This window comes from Pseudomonas sp. AM8, assembly GCF_036346475.1.
Lineage (GTDB): Bacteria > Pseudomonadota > Gammaproteobacteria > Pseudomonadales > Pseudomonadaceae > Aquipseudomonas > Aquipseudomonas marginalis.
In genome coordinates, this window is the sequence record NZ_JAOTNX010000018.1 from 14,249 (window position 1) to 30,594 (window position 16,346).

A 16,346-nucleotide genomic window follows, 5' to 3' on the forward strand; every position below is an offset into this window, starting at 1 on the left:
ACGCGGCCAAAAGCGTCTTTGTGTGTAGAGGGGGCTGCATGGCAAGCATTCATTCGGAGTTTCACCGCTTTCTTGCGCATTTGGCGCAGCGAGAAGTGCATGACGACGTGCGCCGACTCGCGAATCTGGTGTTCAACCACCTGCAGCCACTGGCCGAGGTCGGAGCTGCACGCCGCGGGCGTTCTACTCGCCTGACACCGCTGGCCATTGCGCATCTGGCGCAGATGCCTGCTCTGTACGACGAGCAGGTTAACGGACCGGAAGCGGGGCCGGCACTCGAGCGCCTGCACCAGCTATATGTAGGACCGTTTCGAGGGTTCATGCGGCAGGAGACGTTCGACCTCAGCCATGACATTACCCTGATCTACGGTGCTAATGGCACTGGCAAGAGCAGCTTCTGCGAGGCATTGGAAGTAGCGATGCTTGGCTCCATCAGCGAAGCGCAGGTCAAGCGGGTTGACCAGCGCATTTATTGCAACAACGCTCGACTGCGTCGCCATGACGTGCCTGTGCTTTCCGCCGGAGGGGCAGACGAAGCCCAGGCTGTGCAGCCCAACGAAACAGAGTACCGCTTCTGTTTCATCGAAAAGAACCGCCTCGACGACTTCGCTCGCATTGCTGCGCGGACTTCGAGCGATCAAAGGCAGCTCATTGCAACCTTGTTCGGCGTGGAACAGTTCAGTGAGTTTGTTCGCGGCTTCAATCCTTCACTCGATCAGGACCTGATGCTCGTTGGGGCTCAAGCGTCTCAACTGGCACAGCGTCGCCTGCAACTCGCGAACTCCGAGCAGACGATCGCCTCTTACCCGCAGAAGATTGCTGCGATTGAGGGTCTGGAAAACGGATTGGCACAGCGCATGTCCCCTGGTGCGATGTATCTGGTTTGTGTGGACTGGCTGCTCGGTACTCCGCAGCAGCAAGGGCGCCTTCCACATGTTCAGGCACAGCTGGATGCCGTGCCACCAGCCATCCACGAGGTCACCCAGGCGAAGCTTCAAGCGTTTCTGGCAGAGGCCTATCGCGTTCATGGCCTTTGGCAGGGGTCGTCGGGGCAACTTGCGGCCCGCGCTGGTGAGGTGTCGTACGCCAAGCTCTACGAGGCAGTGCTGGCCCTTGCTGACGGAGCAAACGCCTGTCCCGCCTGCGGTACAGGATTGGCGGCTGTGGCGCAGGATCCTTTTGCCAGAGCTCGCCTGGGGCTAGAGCAGCTCGCGCAACTTGCCGTACTCCAGCAGCAGGAGGCTGGTTTTCGGACCCAACTGAGCGATGCGGTGCGAGTGCTGTGGGACGAGATGCGTCGCGTGATCACCGTTGCTGCAAATGCATGTCCCGCGGAGTTGCAGGCAGCGAACCTGCCTGCGCTGCTTCCCGCGGATGCTGGGAATTGGCTGGGAGCGTGGGTCGATGGTGAGCGTCGCGCTTGGAACGCGCTCCTGCAGATCGCCGAACGCATCGAGGGGTTAGACGCGCAAGCTCGCGAAGTGCACGCCCAGCGCGGCGCGCTGGCCCAGGAGCGGGACCGATTGAACCAGCATCAATTGGAGATCGAACGATTGCGAACCATGCGCACGACGGCAGACCAGGAGCTGGCCGCAGCGCACCAGACCGTGGCCCAGTTCGACGAGGCGAATCGCGAACTGATTCAGGCTGTCGCGGCAGAGGTGCCACTGGTCGCACACCATGAGCGGATCAAGGCCGCCTACGATGGTTTTCTGCCTGAGATCCAGGCCTACCTGGCCGCATTGCCGGGTGTGCTGCTCCAAGGCCTGGGGGAACAGGCGCGCAATCTGTACAACGCATTCAATCGCGTTGATCTTCCCGGCGACCTGCTGAACGCACTGTGGCTGCCCGTGGCAGAGAACGGAAAAATCGAGGTGGAGTTTGTCGGCGAACCGGGCGTGCGCTATGACGCGCTGATCGTCTTCAGTGAAGGGCACATTAAGTGCCTGGGCCTGGCGATACTGCTGGCAAAGAACATCGCGCAGGGCTGTCCCGTGGTCATTTTCGATGACGTCGTCAACGCGATCGACGATGAGCATCGCGATGGAATCTGGCGCACCTTCTTCGAGGATGGCCTGCTGGAAGGCAAGCAGATCATCCTGACCTCTCATGCCGAAGAGTTTCTGCTTCGCATCCAGCAGGAACTGGGTGCCAGGCGCGCCGCAGCCATCAAGCGCTACAGGTTCTTGCCACACGAGGGAGAGCAAGAGCTTAGGGTGGACAGCGACCCGCCAACAAAGAACTACGTGCTTCTGGCTCAGCAGGCCCTGGCCGCCGATGAGAAGCGCGAGGCCCTACGTCAGGCGCGTCCTGCGCTGGAAAGTTTGACCGATCGCCTCTGGACGTGGATGGGGCGGCGCGGCGATGGACGCATCGACATCAAGCTCGGCGGTCCACGCTCGCCCTGGGAGTTGAACAATAAATGCACCAAGCTGCGATCGGCCGTTGATCGCATCGCGGCTCAGCACGCCGGTGCACCAGATGCTGTTGCGGCTTTGGTGAGACTGCTAAATGTCAACGGTGCAAGCATTGAATGGAGCTATCTTAATAGTGGCGTACACGATGCCCAGCGAGATCATGAGTTCGATCGCGCGACGGTAAGAACCGTCGTTGAGTCGGTTTCGGCATTGGACGCTGCCCTCGATGTTATGCAAAACCGGTAAGCAACACCGGCATAGGCGACAAGAGATGCTAGTGAACTGTGCAGTGCTCGTCACAAGTATTTCTTGAAACTGCCTGCGGTCAGGCTAACGGCGAGCCCCAGTATCGCCGCGCTGGGTAGCAAGATGATGAGTGGATGTACCGATATGGGTAGAGCGAGGTACGTGACCCAGGGCAGAAGGGCTAAAGGCATCAAGCTGGCCTTGGCGCGGTGATAGATGAAGCCGGATTCCCGGCCCGCGCCGAACCGGCGCACATCGCGCCGCACCAGGCCGTCGATCAGCCCGACGAACGCTGCCGTGAAGATCAGCGGCAGTGTGAGCAACAGGACTAGCACTCGCACGAGAAAGGTCAGGGTCGTGAAAGCCGAGGCAATCAGGTAGCTCTCAGTCCAGACATAGACCTGGCTGATGTAGTAGCGAAAGTTGCGTGCTCGCCCGTGGCTGGGTGCACGGGCCCGCTCAGCAGTCAGGCTCATGCGCTCCAGCAGGCCCGAGCGCACGAATACCCATTCGTAGCCGGTATCCACCAGCTCATGCGCCGTGCGCCCCGGCTCCTGCACGACCAGGCTGCGCGTGAAGTGGTTGGAGAGGTGCCCTAGTTCGTACTGCAACATCTGTTGGGAGTGGCGCCAGCCCTGGTCCTTCCAGAATAGGTGCATGCCGACACACTCCACGACGATCGAAAATAGCAGCGAGCCGATCAGCACTCCGAGCAGCCGAAACGGCAGCGTAAGGGTGCTGACGATCAGGCCTTGGCTCTGGTTCTGCTCTCGCTGCGCGGTTGAGGCGACGTCTTTCATGGCGAGACCTTGTTGCCGGCGTCATCTATCGCCCGGGCATCGGCGTTGGGCACAGCGGTGGGTGCCTCATCAAGCAGGTCGCTGGGCAAGGCTGTGTCCTGCATAACCGGAGAACTGGTGAACTGCCACCACTGCGTGGCGTCGGTGTAGCTCTGGCGCATATAGCCAGCGAGCTGTTGCAGATCCTGCGGCATGACCTCATCGGGGGCAGGGGCCGGCAGCGGCATTCTGATCTTCCAGAGCTGACCGCCCTGCAGCAGCGCGAAGCACTGTCCTTTGGGTAGACCCACCACGTACGATGGCTCGATCATCGGCACGCTGGACATACTGATACGGTCCTGCGTGTTCGACGTAAAGTCGGTCGCACCACGGATGTCTGAACTGTCGGTCGCGCCCGAGACGATGGTGGTGCTATAGACCTCGACTTTGGGCAGTTGCCGAGTCAGGAGTTCGGCCGTGGCCGTCTCCCGGACCCGCAACATAAACAGGTTGTTGAAGTTGCCGATCACTTGACCGGCTTTGGCCCGACTGCCAATGCGGGCCTCGATGTCCGAGAGCGTCTGCGTGTATGCGGTGACCTGCAGCCCGGCACCGCCGCCCTTGTTGATGAGCGGAATGAACTCGTCGCCCATCAATTCGTTGAACTCGTCGGCGTGGATGTTGATTGGCACCCGCGCGCTGGCCGATGTCCCTGGCAGGCCGTCGTCGATTCCGTGCTTGTAGATGTGGCCTGCGACCGATACCAAGTCGCTGAACATGGAGTTTCCGACCGCCGCGGCGACCTCTGCGTCGGACAATGCATCCAGGCCCACATAGACCACGGCACGCTTCCTGATCACCTGCATCCAATCGAAGATCGGTCGCGGGTCTGCCAGATCGGAGTAGTTCGGCGCCAGGAGCTGCGCAATCTTGCCGCTGGTGAGCTTCTCCAGCAACGGCAAGAGGCTGGCGACGATCTTGTCGAAGTACGTCTTGTCGTACCGCACCGCCGAGCGCAGCCCATCCAGCACTGGGTCGTAGTTGCGCGCTTGGGAAAGGTACTGTTCCAGCGCCACCACGCGCTTCTCGCGCCCGATCATGTTTCTGGGGATGTTCTTCTCGTTGAGCTTGGCCTCGATCTGGACGATCACCTCCCACGCCTTCGGCTCCGTCTTCGCGAAGTAGTGCTGGGCGTACTCAATGAACAGCGCGTCGATGTTGATGACGTGGCGCTGGATCAGCATGTAGTCCGGGCGCTGTCCCAGTTCCACCAAGGCGCGCGCGATGATGTTCACAAAGCGCCAGGCGAACTCGCGGAAGGCCGCGCTGTTGCCTTCGCCGGAGAGCTGGCCGGCAATGCGGGTGGCGACTTCCGAGATGCGCCCGAAGCGCCCCACGGCGTTGTAGCGCGCGGAAACCTCCGGCCAACCCAAGTGAAAGATGTAGAACTCGCCTTCGCGGCCCGCGCGTTTGGCCTCGACGTACATGCGTTTCAGGAGGTCGGCATCGCCCTTGGGGTCGATGACGATAACGACCTCATGCTCGCCTGCGGCGTTCTTGCGGCGGATGTCCTGGGTGACGAACAACTCGGCCAGCCTGGTCTTTCCCACGCGCGTCGTGCCCAGCACCAGGGAGTGTCCGACGCGCTCGCCCAGCGGCAGGCTGACGTCCACTTCCTCCGGTTCGATGCCATGCAGCCGTGGGAGGCCGCCCACGGGCGGCAGCGGCCGCACCGGATTGAAAGGCACATCCCAGCCCGTGAGCGAGGGCAGCCGGGACAGCGGAAACGGTGCGAACTCCAGTCGTTCTTCCAGGCGCCTTGCCAGCCGATAGGCGGGTGTGGGTTCAACGTAGCGGCGGAACTCCGGCCGGTACGTCTGCATCAGCCGATGGGTGTGTTTCTGCTCCCAAAGAAAGCCCCTGCCGATGAAAAGCCGCTGCTGGCTGACAGGCACATCGCTGCTGGTCATCACGTAGCGCGGCAGCCGGCGGATGTTGCCCCGGTAGCGCAGGATGGTGCGGGCATCGCGGTAGCGGATGGCGCCGTAGGCGCCGAACGCGAGCGCGCTGCCAACGCCCATTGTCGGGCTCAGCGCGAGCGACCACGGGGCCACCAGGGACAGAAACGCGGCACCCGCACACGCCGCGACGGTGTATAGCTCCACGGCGGGGCGAAGCAGAACCTCGACAGGCTGTTTCCCCGACATGGCGTCATTGCTCGATGCCGGTGGCAGTGATCAGCGCCGGGTAGTGCCGCAGGCCCAAGCGTTCGGCCAGATCGTCGCCGGACACGGGTGCCATTGGCACGTCGGGCGCCAGTGCGCGCAGCCGAGCCAAGGCCTGCACGGTCTCGACGTTGACCACCAAGCCGACCGCGCCGCGCTCACGCAGCGCGGCCGCGTGGCGCCGCAGCCAGTCCTGGGAAGCCTTGTCGTCGCCGACGACCACGAAAGGCCGCAAGCCCGGTACCTCGATCACCCGCCGTGCGACGGTGCCGGGTGTGAGTTTGGCGCTACGTACCGGCAGCATCGCGGCCTCGTCCGTGGGTGTCGCGGGAACCTGGGGCGCCGGGATCAGCGGCCGTGCCGTGCCTTTGGCGCGCGGCTGGAGATTGAGGGCTTCGTAGTACGGCATCGCCGACATGCCGCCACGGTCCTCGACCACGATCAGCGGATCGCCGGCATGCGAGGCCAGCGGCAGCCCCGTCGGCAGCAGGAGCACGCCATTCAGGGCGAGATGGGCCAGATGAGATTTCGTCATGGGGAGGTCTCCTGATGCGTGGCGAGCACCGCGGCGATTGGGCGCGTGCCCTGCACGCGAGCGAGGTGGCGGGACACGCTGCGGCGGTAGCGCGCGGCCGGCTGACCCCCCGCAGGGCGGTGGTAGCGACCGATCGCCAGCAGCCAGTCCTCGCCGGGGATGTGCTGCTCCTTCAGGATCTGGGCTGCAATGTCGAGGTTGCGGTACGGGTCGAACAGGTCGCACGGGCTGGTGAACCGGTGCTTGTGGTAGCCAAGGTTGATTTGACCCAAGCCCGCGTCGATGCGCGTGTGCGGAGTGGAGCGCATCGCCTGCTGCAAGCCTGAGCAGGCGTCGACGCGGGTGGCAAAGCGGCGTGACTGACCGGCGACGTTGAGCGACCACGGCCACGGAACGATGCGACCGTTGCGCCGGATGCCGCTCTCTTGCAACGCGACGGCGTAGAGCACGGTCGAGGGAATGCCCGCGCGTTGCGCGGCAAGCTGATAGGCCGGTGGAGGAGTCTCCTGGGCGTGGGCCGGGCTGGCGACCAGAGCCGCGGTGAGCAGCCGCGCGAGCCACGTGGGCGAGGCAGGCATGGCGGTCAAGGTTGGCGCTGCCACTGGCCGTTCACCTCGCGGACCACGGCCGGCAGGTTGCCGGGCAGGCCCAGCGACAGCCAGCGGCCACCATCGTGGTTGAGCGTGATGCTGCCACTGCGCACCCGTGCCGGGTCGATCTGGGCGCGCTTGGCCCAGTCGCGGATACGCGCGTCGTCCTGGCGGCTGCCGACCATGTACAGGTCGAACTCGCCCCCCGACGATTGCAGGCGCTGCACGGTCTGCCCGCATGCGGCGCAGCCGTCCTTGACGAATACCGCCGTGCGGCCGCTGCTGCGCACGGCGGCGGCGCTTGGTTTGTCATCGGGCAGGTTCACACGCTGCATGCCGGGGTTCAGGCGTTGCCAAGCCTCGTCGTAGGCGCGCTGATACGCCAGCAGCTTCTCCACGCGACGCGCTTCGACTTGTACCTGCAAATCCGCGTAGCGCCGCCGCTCTTCGTCGGTGCGGGCCTCGATGCCCAGGGCCGACAGCGGATCCAGGTTGGGCGATTGGATGCCCAGCGGGCCCTTCATCAGCTCCTGGTAGCGTGCCCATTCCTGCGGTTGCAGTCCCCAGTCGCGCGCCGTGCGGTCGTCGAGTGAGCGGCCCGCCAGGGGACGCTCCTGGCTGGGCGCATTACGGGACTGGGCTGTGGCTGGCTCCTGGGCCGAGGCCGACAGATGCAGCGCCGCCAGCAGCGAGAAGATGAGGACGGGATGGTGTTTCATCGCATGGCCTCTGCGTCAGGGAATCGCCACACGGCGGGTCTGCTCACCGGCCTGAAACACGGCGGTGTTACCGTCGATGGCCTGCAAGCGCCATGGACCTGTCGCGTCGCCGGGCAGCAGCACCTGCACCTGGTCGGCGGTGAAATCCCCCGCGGCCGGGACGACGGATACGCTGCGCTGGCCAGCGCGTAGCTCGGCACCCACGATACGGAACGGCAGCGGGGTCGGCTCAGGCTGGGCGGCAGTGGGCTTGCTCTGCGTGCGCGGCTTCGCAGGCGTAGCCGCACGTGTCGTCGCTTGGCGTGTCTTAATCTGCTCGACCTCGGCGCGTAGCGCCTGAAGGTCCTCTATGGAGGCAAGGCCGAACAGCGTCTGCTCGATATGTGCGATGCGAGCATCCAGGGCCTGCCGGATATCTTGCAGGCCTGAGGCGGTTGCGGCTGCCGGCCGCTGCTGCAAGGCTTGAGTGGTCTCGGTGAGCCTAGCGACCTGGGCTTCGAGGTGCTGCAGGCGGGAATCGACCCACTTCCGGTCGGCCAGGTCGTTCATAGCTTGATAGTTGAGGGCAGCTAAGATGCTCAGACCAATCAGCCAAAGCCAGAGCAGGCTTTGCACGACGACGGCGGCAGTCGCACGCCGGGAAGGCCGTGAGGAGTTGTTCATGAATGGCCTCCCGCGACGGGAAACGTCTGCACGGCGTCGGCGGCAGGTGCTTCGGGCGCTGGCGCGGTAGTGTCGCCGCTGACCCTCTCGAAGCAGACTTGGCGCGTGCGGTCATTCACATGCATCTCCCAGGATGGGCCGGCCAGCGTGAGCAGTGCATCGCGCAGAGTCATCGGACCCAGATTCAGATGCGCCGCCGGCAGTGGTAGCGCGTATAGCTCGATCACGGCATGCCCCGTCTCGCAGAGCTGGTAGCCGCTACGCTTGAGCATGTGTCGGAGTCCGTCGCCGACCGTGGCGCGGGCATCTCCGGGAATGGAGATATCGACGGTCTGCAACAGCAGGTCGCGCTGCGCCGCCATCGGAGCGAGTTCCACCAGCGTGTAGCGCCCATAGCGCACGACAGGAATGAACTGCGGCGCCTCGGGTTCCGGTGCGGGCGAGGCCTCCACTATGGGATCGGGCGCTTGCGGCGCCGCGGTCGTCGCGCAGCCGCCAACCAGCACCGAACAGAGCAGGCCGAGGACTCCCGCCAGCAGGCGGCGTTCGGGATGGTGAAACCAGGTTAGAGAGGGGCACATAGCTCGGCGTCCTGAAACATCGAGCCCTCACCATCACCGCTAAGGACGTGTGCAACAGCAAACAATGCGAATCATGCTGCTTCCGATTTGCTGGTAGCGGTTCAAAAAAAACGGCCCCGAAGGGCCGTAAGTGGAGATAGTCAGGCGGCGACAAGCTGTCGGGCCAATGCGACCTCAACGGAATCACCGTCCTGGTTCAGGGCATCAAGGCCCGATTCGGGCACGTCGCCCGAGGTGGACTGCGAGACCATGATCTTCTTGGCCATCAGTTCCAGGCAGGTCATCTGCGAGGAGCGGGCGTAGCCAAGATAGATCACGCGCACGTCCTCTTTCTGGCCGATGCGCCAGGAGCGGCGTGCCGCCTGCTGGAGCGAGTCGGGTAAAGACATGGCGTTGCCGCCACATCCTCCCCTAAGAACCGTACGTGAGAGTTTCCCCTCATACGGCTCAAGCCTTTCAAAGCCCATTTGCATGAGCCGGTTTCACAACTTCAAGACCAAGGCTATGGATCTGGTTGTGACAGTTCGGATGAACCATCACCAGATTTCCATGTTGGTTGGAGCCGCCATCTACGCGACGAATGAGGTAGTGGACATGCCATCCGCGGTCCTTGGCGTGAGGCTCACCGCAAACGGGACATTTCCCCTCTTGTTCCAACCACAGGTACAGCAGACGCTTGCGCCCGGCGATGTTGTTCTTCATCTTGGCACCGATCCGGTCCTCGAAGTAAGTTTCCCATTCCGGGTCAAACGGGTTTGCGTCTGCGCGAATGACGGTGTGCCGTTTGATCTTGGTATCGCCCGCTCGGCGAAGCTCGACCCAGCGTCTTTCGCTGCTGGTCCGCTCTTCGTGTTCGCAAGCAAACACCCAGGTCCGACTTCCGATTACGTGGAAGTAGCGTTCGCGAATCCACGTGTGGTTCTTGTTCGGATGCCGGCGCTTGGCCCACCGCCACAGCGCGCGCCAAATGTCGCGGTCCAGATACTGGAATTGACGTGCGGCGACCACATGCCGATGGAAGTTCGCCCAGCCTTGAATGACCGGATTCCTTTCGGAATTCAAGCTCTTTCGGGCGGGGATAAGTCCGGTGAGTACAGGGCATACCAGCAGCCCTGGTAGCTTGCGCTACGCTTCTTCTAAGCGCCGATACGGCGCACTTTGCCGCAGCCCATTTCGCCGTTGATGATCGCAGCGCGCTCGCCACGGTCGATCAGCAACTCGGCGGCGGCATGGACGACTTCGGCCTGGGCCTCAAACAGTTTGCGCTTGAGGCTGGCGACGATGAGTTGCCGATGCGCTCGCGGCTGGCCGGTATAGACCGGCGGGTTGGCGCGGTTCAGCGAATCGAGCAGTTCGTCGCCGAAGTCGGTGACGAAATCCTGAGGGCTCAGGGTCAGAGGGGAAGACTCCGCATCGAGCAGTTCGCCCTGCGCGGGCGTGGCTTCTGCGGCGGTAGATTCAAGATCGAGGGACATGGTGATGCTCCAAAAAAATGGGGCATGCACCACCCCCGTCGGGGCAGTGGCATGCCCCGAGATGGGAAGAACAATCGGCACGCGGCCGACGGTGGTTGGAAAACGCAGGCGCTGGCGGCCTACGGGTGAAACGTGCTCAGACTTCGGACGGCAGCACGATGAGGGTGAAACGGCGTTCCGCATCGGTGACGATGCGAATGCTCAGCTCAGGGCGGACCACGTAGCGCGATTCCAGCGATGCACCCGATTGCAGTGCGATGCCGTTGGCTTGCCATTGCTCCTCACTGACATCGCCCCAGTCGCCACGCACATGGCGACGAAAGTACGGAAGCGGATCCAGACAGCCCGCGCGAACCAGGCGGTCGATGTCTACGCTGAGGATGAGTGCGCCGGGGAAAAACAGCAGCTTCCGGCAGTAGGTCTCGATACGATGTGATGCCATGGGCTCCTCCTTGAAGGAAATTGAGCCACGACACCCCTGGCGGAGTGAAGTGGCTCCGTCAGGTGGATGGGATTACGGTGTGCTGTCGTCAGATCATGTCGCGATCTTCGGGAAGCTGGTCCACCGTGTTCTGGTGGCCTTCGCTTCGCTCAACTGCAACGAAGTCGGTGCGAACAAAGGTTGCTTCTGCGGCGCAGGCCGCTGGAACAGACGTGAGAGCATGGTGTTTCTCCTTTGATGAAATGCAGCGGGATGTCAGGTGTCCGGGGATTAGCGGATGGTCAACACCTCGCCCCGTGTCGGGGAGCCAGGCGTCATGTCCCATGCGCGGATGACAGGGACGAACTTGTCGGTGAGGATGCGGGTCTCCGCAATGGAGCCATCGTCGCGTTCTGTGAATTCCCGCTGGAGCGTCTTGTCCTTGTGGGTGTCACCTTTGACGACGAGCAGGCGCCCTGTCTTGGAGCGCACCACGCCGGAGATCGCGCCTGCGGCCAGAGCCAGAGCGAGATGCCAGTGGGAAAGAGCACGTGCCGGTGGACGCAGCGACTGCTGCGAGGCACCCAGGTGCGTGTCCAAAGACGGCCAGAGGCCTTGGAGCCGACCAACCTCATCGGTGAACTGCTCCGGCTCCATCGTCACGCGGAAAAAATGCTCCGGCTCGGCCGGACTGGCGGGGACGATGTAAGGCAGGAACGGCCATTCGCTCGGCAGCTCCTCAGCTTCGACTTCGCCGAGCCCAACCTGCAGCAGCAGATTGCGCATGGCCTTGACGCCATCCGGCGCCTGCTCGCGCTGGCGCATCCGGCGCCCGAAGATCACCACCTGCTTGAACTGCGTCTCCACCGCTCGGTAGATCCGCAGGTCCGTGTAGTGGCGCGTCAGCCAGCCGACCAGCTCCGCGTCGAGCACGTAGCCGGGAACGATGAAGACCAGCACGCCGCCGTACTGCAGCAGCGACAAGGTTCGCTGATAGAACAGCTTCTCGAGACGGGCGCGGCCCTGGCCTTGATAGCCGATGTTGCCGTTGACGTCCTTGGACAGGTCGCCATACGGAGGGTTGAGCCAGAGCAGCCCGAAGGACTGCTTGGAAATCATCGTGTCCATCAGGTCCGCGTGCAGGCAGTGATCGACCAGGCCGCGGGCATGGCGCGCGCGCTCCGCATCGAACTCGACAGCGAACGCCTTGGCGTGTTCGCGCCCAAGGACATGGGCGGCTTCAGCGATCGCCACGCCTTCGCCGGCGCAGGGATCGAGGATGCACATCGGCCCGTCGCTGGGCATCAGTGCGTTGAGGACTCTTTCGAGCGTGGGTTCATCCGTGGGGAAGTACCCATTGCGAATGAAATTACGGGCGAGCCGCGGGAACATGAGGGCCATGAAAATCTCCTGGTTGGCGGGGATGAATGGTGGAAGCACGCCAAGGCGTGCCTCCACGGATGGGTTAAATCGCTACCGCTTCCGGCGTAGAAATCTTGGTCGGATAGGCATCGGCGGTGAGGACGTCACTGCGGATCAAGGAGCCCAGCGCCAGAGTCAGCGCTGGCACGTCGATGGCGAGCCGATGGCCTTCCAACGGCCCGAGGGCGAACGGAAGGCGGGCCAACATCTGGTGGGTTTGCAGTAGTTCCAGCACGGTCTCGCGCCAGTGATCGAGCAAGGGCAACGGGCAGGTGTCTCGCACCAGCATCCACAGGCGGTCGAGCCGGTGGGCGGTGTCGCGTGGCAGCAATGCCAGCGCGCTGGCGTTGGCTTTGTCGGGCTTGACGCAGCGCCGGTCGAACAGCCACACGTTGGAGAGAGAGCCGAACAGCGTGCGCCGGTAGGCGCGTGTGACGCGCTTTTCCAGTCGATCGACGTTGCCGATGAACACCGGGACGCTGCCACCTTGGTCGGTGATGACGTGGAACTGGTCCAGTCCCTGCTCGTCGCGCCCGAGGGTCAGGCGAGCGAGGAACTGCTGGACGGCGGTGTCGCGCGCCCAGATAGAAAGGAAGATCAGGTTGCCTTGATCGTCGCCGACGCAGGCGTCGGCCATCACGTCCGGGCATTCGTCGATGCGATACAGCGTGGTGGAAGAAGTGTTTGCAGGCATGGCGATGTCCTCTAATGAGCGGGGACAGCACCGCCCTGGGGGCTGGTGCTGCCCCTGGGGTTGGAAGGAAAACGCTCAGTCCGGCTCGAACTGCCGGGTGTGCGGATTGAAATGAAGCACCTCGTCTGATGCTGTGATCGGCGTGAAGCCGTCCAGGTAGATGTTGTTGAGGTACTGGTCGCGGTAGGTCAGTGCCTGCCGCGCCTGTTCCTCGGTGAGACCGTTGTTGATGAAGTACTCCAGCATTTCCTCGTCCGAGGAAACTTCGTCGTTGGACAACTGCTCTTCAACGAATGCCAACAGCGACCGCGGGAGCATTGCCAGGATCAGGCCCATGTCGGTTTCTCCTGGCTCTGGCCATCAGTGCCGCGGCGGGTGCCGTGGATGCCGTGGGTGTGCGCCGCCGTGCGTGGTAGGCGCGAACGCCTGCACGCCAGTCGGCGGACTGCTCCGGTGCGAGGTCCAGATAAGACAGTGGGCACGAGTAGTAGTACGGGTGCATGGATTCTTCCAGCGGCTTGTAGCCCCACTGGTTGCCGCTGCGTTCAAGCAGATCGCAGCGGATGTAGCGCAGGGACTGGCCCGGCGCCAGATCACGATGCACCCCTTCGACCTTGGCAGTCATTTCGACCACGGACCACAGCACGTTGCCACGCAGGACGTGAGCGATGACTTTCACACTTACATGCTCGGTCTCTTGCGGTGCGATGAGTTCCGCGATCAGTTCAGACCGCGATTGCGGTGAGAAATACCAGCCCATGAGAGGCCTCCTAGAAAAGTGAAGCCGGAGGTCTCCCCGCAGGGGAGATCCCCCAGCGGGTGACGGAATGCCGCGTATGCGGCTATGAAGCCCAGTCCAAGTCGTCGTACGAGTCGCAACCGGCCGGACAGCAACCCAGTTCGATGCCATGCGAGCAGTAGCCGTTTTCGGCATTCCAGTCCTGGGCTTCCCGCCGAGCGGCAGGTGTTGCGTAGTCCCATTCCTGCGCAATATGCAAGGCCTGTGCGCGTTGGACTTCGGGCAATCGGCCAACTTGCGCTTCGATCACCGAACTGAAACGTTCAACGTAGTAGTCGTGAGACAGGCCGCAACCCTTCGCGGCTTGTGCGGCTGCTGTCTCGCAGAGAGCCCGCCACGCGGATTCATCCAACGCGGAACGGGGTGTGTCGCAAGTGATAGTGAACATGAGACCTCCAAAAAATCGGGGGCCTCCCCGCATGGGGAAGTAACCCCCGACGGGTAAAGGACGCCGCGGATGCGGTGCCTGTGATTACGCAGGTTGCAGTTCAGCCTGTCGGCTCCACTCTTGCGTCTTGAAGTCCAGCACGAAGCCCAGCTCGCCCAGGCGGGCGATTTGCGCGCGCAGGACGCGGCGGTCGATGGTCGAATCCAGCTTTACGGATTCGCCCAGCTCCCACAGTGGGCCGAACAGCGCGGCGTCTGGATCTTCTTCGCTGCCGGGGGCGGCAGACGCAGCGGGCGGCGGCGCATCCACACCGAACGGTGTGGTATCTACCAGCGGGTCCGCCGATGCGTGCACGGAGGCAGGTTTGGCGGGGCGGGATGCTCTGGCCGGCTTCGCCGCCGGCTGCGTGCCCAGCTCTTCCTCGAGTGGATCGACGTCCTGGGAGGCGAAGCTGCGGGCTTCGTCACGGCTCAGTTTGTCGATGCCGTTGAGCGTCATTCCGTCGAGGCTGGCACGGATTTCGAACCGCATGCCACCGCCGACTGGGTAGGACTTCGGGAAGATGTACCGGATGACGAATTCCCCGTCGTACTTACCCTCCGCGTATTGCTCCAGCTCGGGGTCTTTGACCTCAAACACACCGAGGTGCGTGGCGAGGCGTCCGACGGTAAACGGGCCGTTCTTGCCGCGGATGGTGCGCAGCGTGAGCTGGCCCGGAACAATGATGGGCGATACCGATTGCTCGGGCGCCGATTGGACTGCCATGATGGTTCTCCTTGACGAATAGAAAAGGCAAGGCCCCGTGGGGGCCATGCCGGATCAGAACGAAGCAGCCAATGCCGGCTCCTGCTCCTCGACTTCACCTTCGGGCTCGCGCTCGGCGGGCTCGGCAGATTGGTCGGAAACGGCGTCGGCGTCGGCGGCGGTGTCGATGGCGTTGGCGGCTTCGGGCGCGGGTGCGTCCTTCACCGGTGCTGCCTCGGCTTGCGCCTGGCTCGTCGGATAGACCTGGGTGCCGTCGATCTTGATCAGACCGATGTGGACCAGCGTCGATTCCAGGCTCGCGGCCGGCTCCCCAGCGTGCTCGCCCTTGGTGCGGATATACGGATCGATCTTCATGTCGTTGAGACGGAAGGCGATCAGCACCTTGCGATCCCCTTCGATGGCCTGAACGCATCGGCGAACCAGATGCTCGGCTTCAGGAGTAGCGACGATCGTGTCGAAGTACCGATATTCCGGTTCGTCGACAGGTCCGGCCAGTGCGGCGATGGAGCACGACAGGAATGGATCGCCCGCCTTGGGGGTGACGTCCTTCGGACGGTTGAGGTAGCCGATGCCACGGGTGATCAGCTCGTGCTGCTCGATCGAAGCCAGTTCGGCCCGCTCGATCAGCTCGGCCTTGAGCAGTCGCGCCTTGAGGGACGCGGCGGCCTTGCCCTGGTTCTCGCCCTTGTCGCGGATGTACGCATCGCCCCAGAGATCGCCGAGGCGGAAGCGCACCAGCGGGCGTTGCTTGGGATCGTCAACGCCGATGTAGCGCTGAACGAGCTTCTTGGCCTCGGCACCCGAGACCTTGACGTCGAAGTAGCGGATGCTGGGGTCCCTGGTGGAGCCGACCAGCGCGGCGATGGTGCAGGCCAGAAAAGGCTGCGCACGGCGGCCGCCCCTGACGGGCACTTCACGGGCACGTTGCAGATAGCCGATGCCCGAGGTGTGCAGATCGAAGTACGATTTCTCGTTGGACGTGGTGTTCATAGTGAATCTCCATGGGGAAGAAGCGGAGACACACCAAGCCCACGCAAGCGGGGAAGGGTGCGTAACCCCGCGATGGGTTGATAAGGCGAAAGCATCCGCCACCGGACAGGCCGGTGGTCGCTCGCAGATGGATGCTGTGCGAGCTGGCTCGATCACGCAGCGGGAGCTGCGCCGCAACCTCGAAGACCGATGGTTGCCTGGCATGTCGCTGACAACGTCAGCAGGCATGGAGGCAGCATGGCCGGGCCTCACTCTAGGGGCAGCAATGAATCGGCAATCGAGCGCCTCCCTTTGTCCACGGCGACCAGCGTCTGCCGCAGCAGTTGCTACGGAGGCGATGACTTCATCAGAAAATATTCTGAAAATTCAAATAGTTGGCGCATGACGTAGTCCAACCCCCGCACCGGGGGATTTCCTAAAGTTGTGGTCAGGCATAGTTTCGGTAAAGTGATGCGGCGCGAGCCTCACTCTGGAGCACTCATGGCTAACTATGCAGATGCTCAAGGGCTACCCCCACCTTCGCGCGGAAGACCTAGTACAGAACTTCACCGCATTCCTCGGACCGCGCCGTCCGCTTCTACGAACCGACTAAAAGCCACCCGCCATGCCGAGAACCACGCATCGCCTAATCCTGCCG

At 63.2% G+C, this 16,346-nt stretch carries 17 protein-coding genes and 3 pseudogenes; 1 reads left to right on the forward strand and 19 read right to left on the reverse strand.

The features are described 5' to 3' along the window. Positions 1-38 precede the first annotated feature (38 nt). Positions 39-2,663, forward strand: a complete 2,625-nt coding sequence (locus V3W40_RS30940; RefSeq protein WP_330216298.1) for an AAA family ATPase — start codon at positions 39-41, stop codon at positions 2,661-2,663. A gap of 50 nt (positions 2,664-2,713) precedes the next feature. Here V3W40_RS30940 and V3W40_RS30945 read toward each other — a convergent pair whose 3' ends face one another. The 19 genes and pseudogenes from V3W40_RS30945 to V3W40_RS31035 all read right to left on the reverse strand — a co-directional run bounded on the left by V3W40_RS30945 (position 2,714) and on the right by V3W40_RS31035 (position 15,709). Continuing rightward, the gene (locus tag V3W40_RS30945; protein WP_330208464.1) at positions 2,714-3,463 is read right to left on the reverse strand and encodes a TIGR03747 family integrating conjugative element membrane protein; all 750 of its coding nucleotides are present in this window, start codon (positions 3,461-3,463) and stop codon (positions 2,714-2,716) included. Continuing rightward, positions 3,460-5,649, reverse strand: coding sequence for a type IV conjugative transfer system coupling protein TraD (gene traD, locus V3W40_RS30950; protein WP_330208465.1), 2,190 nt, complete (start codon positions 5,647-5,649; stop codon positions 3,460-3,462). Before traD ends, V3W40_RS30945 begins: the two co-directional genes overlap by 4 nt. Before the next feature lie 4 nt (positions 5,650-5,653). Then, positions 5,654-6,202 carry an integrating conjugative element protein gene (locus tag V3W40_RS30955; RefSeq protein WP_330216299.1) on the reverse strand — a complete coding sequence of 183 codons (549 nt, stop codon included), beginning with the start codon at positions 6,200-6,202 and terminating at the stop codon, positions 5,654-5,656. After that, positions 6,199-6,804 (reverse strand): transglycosylase SLT domain-containing protein, encoded by a 606-nt coding sequence (locus V3W40_RS30960; protein WP_442962877.1) that lies wholly within the window; start codon positions 6,802-6,804, stop codon positions 6,199-6,201. Before V3W40_RS30960 ends, V3W40_RS30955 begins: the two co-directional genes overlap by 4 nt. Then, complete coding sequence (locus tag V3W40_RS30965; protein ID WP_330216300.1) at positions 6,786-7,511, reverse strand: TIGR03759 family integrating conjugative element protein; 726 nt, start codon at positions 7,509-7,511, stop codon at positions 6,786-6,788. The genes V3W40_RS30960 and V3W40_RS30965 overlap by 19 nt, the downstream gene beginning before the upstream one ends. Positions 7,512-7,526: 15 nt before the next feature. Further along, entirely contained in the window at positions 7,527-8,174 is a 648-nt protein-coding gene (locus V3W40_RS30970; protein WP_330208468.1) for a hypothetical protein, read from the reverse strand. After that, the gene (gene pilL2 / locus V3W40_RS30975; protein ID WP_330208469.1) at positions 8,171-8,755 is read right to left on the reverse strand and encodes a PFGI-1 class ICE element type IV pilus protein PilL2; all 585 of its coding nucleotides are present in this window, start codon (positions 8,753-8,755) and stop codon (positions 8,171-8,173) included. Before pilL2 ends, V3W40_RS30970 begins: the two co-directional genes overlap by 4 nt. 140 nt (positions 8,756-8,895) lie before the next feature. After that, positions 8,896-9,129 (reverse strand): annotated as a pseudogene (locus V3W40_RS30980) (DEAD/DEAH box helicase); the annotation flags it as partial. Positions 9,130-9,211: 82 nt separating this feature from the next. Further along, on the reverse strand, positions 9,212-9,817 hold the full coding sequence (locus tag V3W40_RS30985; RefSeq protein ID WP_330208470.1) for a group II intron maturase-specific domain-containing protein: 606 nt from the start codon (positions 9,815-9,817) through the stop codon (positions 9,212-9,214). Between the two features lie 95 nt (positions 9,818-9,912). Continuing rightward, positions 9,913-10,230, reverse strand: a pseudogene (locus V3W40_RS30990) (DEAD/DEAH box helicase); the annotation flags it as partial. A 136-nt stretch (positions 10,231-10,366) separates the two neighbouring features. After that, positions 10,367-10,672, reverse strand: coding sequence for a hypothetical protein (locus tag V3W40_RS30995; protein ID WP_330208471.1), 306 nt, complete (start codon positions 10,670-10,672; stop codon positions 10,367-10,369). Between the two features lie 93 nt (positions 10,673-10,765). Beyond that, positions 10,766-10,894 (reverse strand): hypothetical protein, encoded by a 129-nt coding sequence (locus tag V3W40_RS34990; RefSeq protein WP_442962878.1) that lies wholly within the window; start codon positions 10,892-10,894, stop codon positions 10,766-10,768. 48 nt (positions 10,895-10,942) lie between these two features. Further along, entirely contained in the window at positions 10,943-12,076 is a 1,134-nt protein-coding gene (locus V3W40_RS31005) for a DUF6094 domain-containing protein (RefSeq protein ID WP_442962883.1), read from the reverse strand. A gap of 40 nt (positions 12,077-12,116) precedes the next feature. Next, positions 12,117-12,767 carry a hypothetical protein gene (locus tag V3W40_RS31010; RefSeq protein WP_330208472.1) on the reverse strand — a complete coding sequence of 217 codons (651 nt, stop codon included), beginning with the start codon at positions 12,765-12,767 and terminating at the stop codon, positions 12,117-12,119. A 75-nt stretch (positions 12,768-12,842) separates the two neighbouring features. Further along, positions 12,843-13,103 carry a hypothetical protein gene (locus V3W40_RS31015; RefSeq protein WP_142742253.1) on the reverse strand — a complete coding sequence of 87 codons (261 nt, stop codon included), beginning with the start codon at positions 13,101-13,103 and terminating at the stop codon, positions 12,843-12,845. 19 nt (positions 13,104-13,122) lie between these two features. Further along, positions 13,123-13,527, reverse strand: a pseudogene (locus V3W40_RS31020) (hypothetical protein); the annotation flags it as partial. 82 nt (positions 13,528-13,609) lie between these two features. Next, on the reverse strand, positions 13,610-13,954 hold the full coding sequence (locus tag V3W40_RS31025) for a hypothetical protein (protein WP_330208473.1): 345 nt from the start codon (positions 13,952-13,954) through the stop codon (positions 13,610-13,612). Positions 13,955-14,038: 84 nt separating this feature from the next. Further along, the gene (locus V3W40_RS31030) at positions 14,039-14,719 is read right to left on the reverse strand and encodes a DUF3275 family protein (RefSeq protein ID WP_330208474.1); all 681 of its coding nucleotides are present in this window, start codon (positions 14,717-14,719) and stop codon (positions 14,039-14,041) included. A 54-nt stretch (positions 14,720-14,773) separates the two neighbouring features. After that, complete coding sequence (locus V3W40_RS31035; protein WP_330208475.1) at positions 14,774-15,709, reverse strand: DUF3577 domain-containing protein; 936 nt, start codon at positions 15,707-15,709, stop codon at positions 14,774-14,776. Positions 15,710-16,346: the final 637 nt, after the last annotated feature.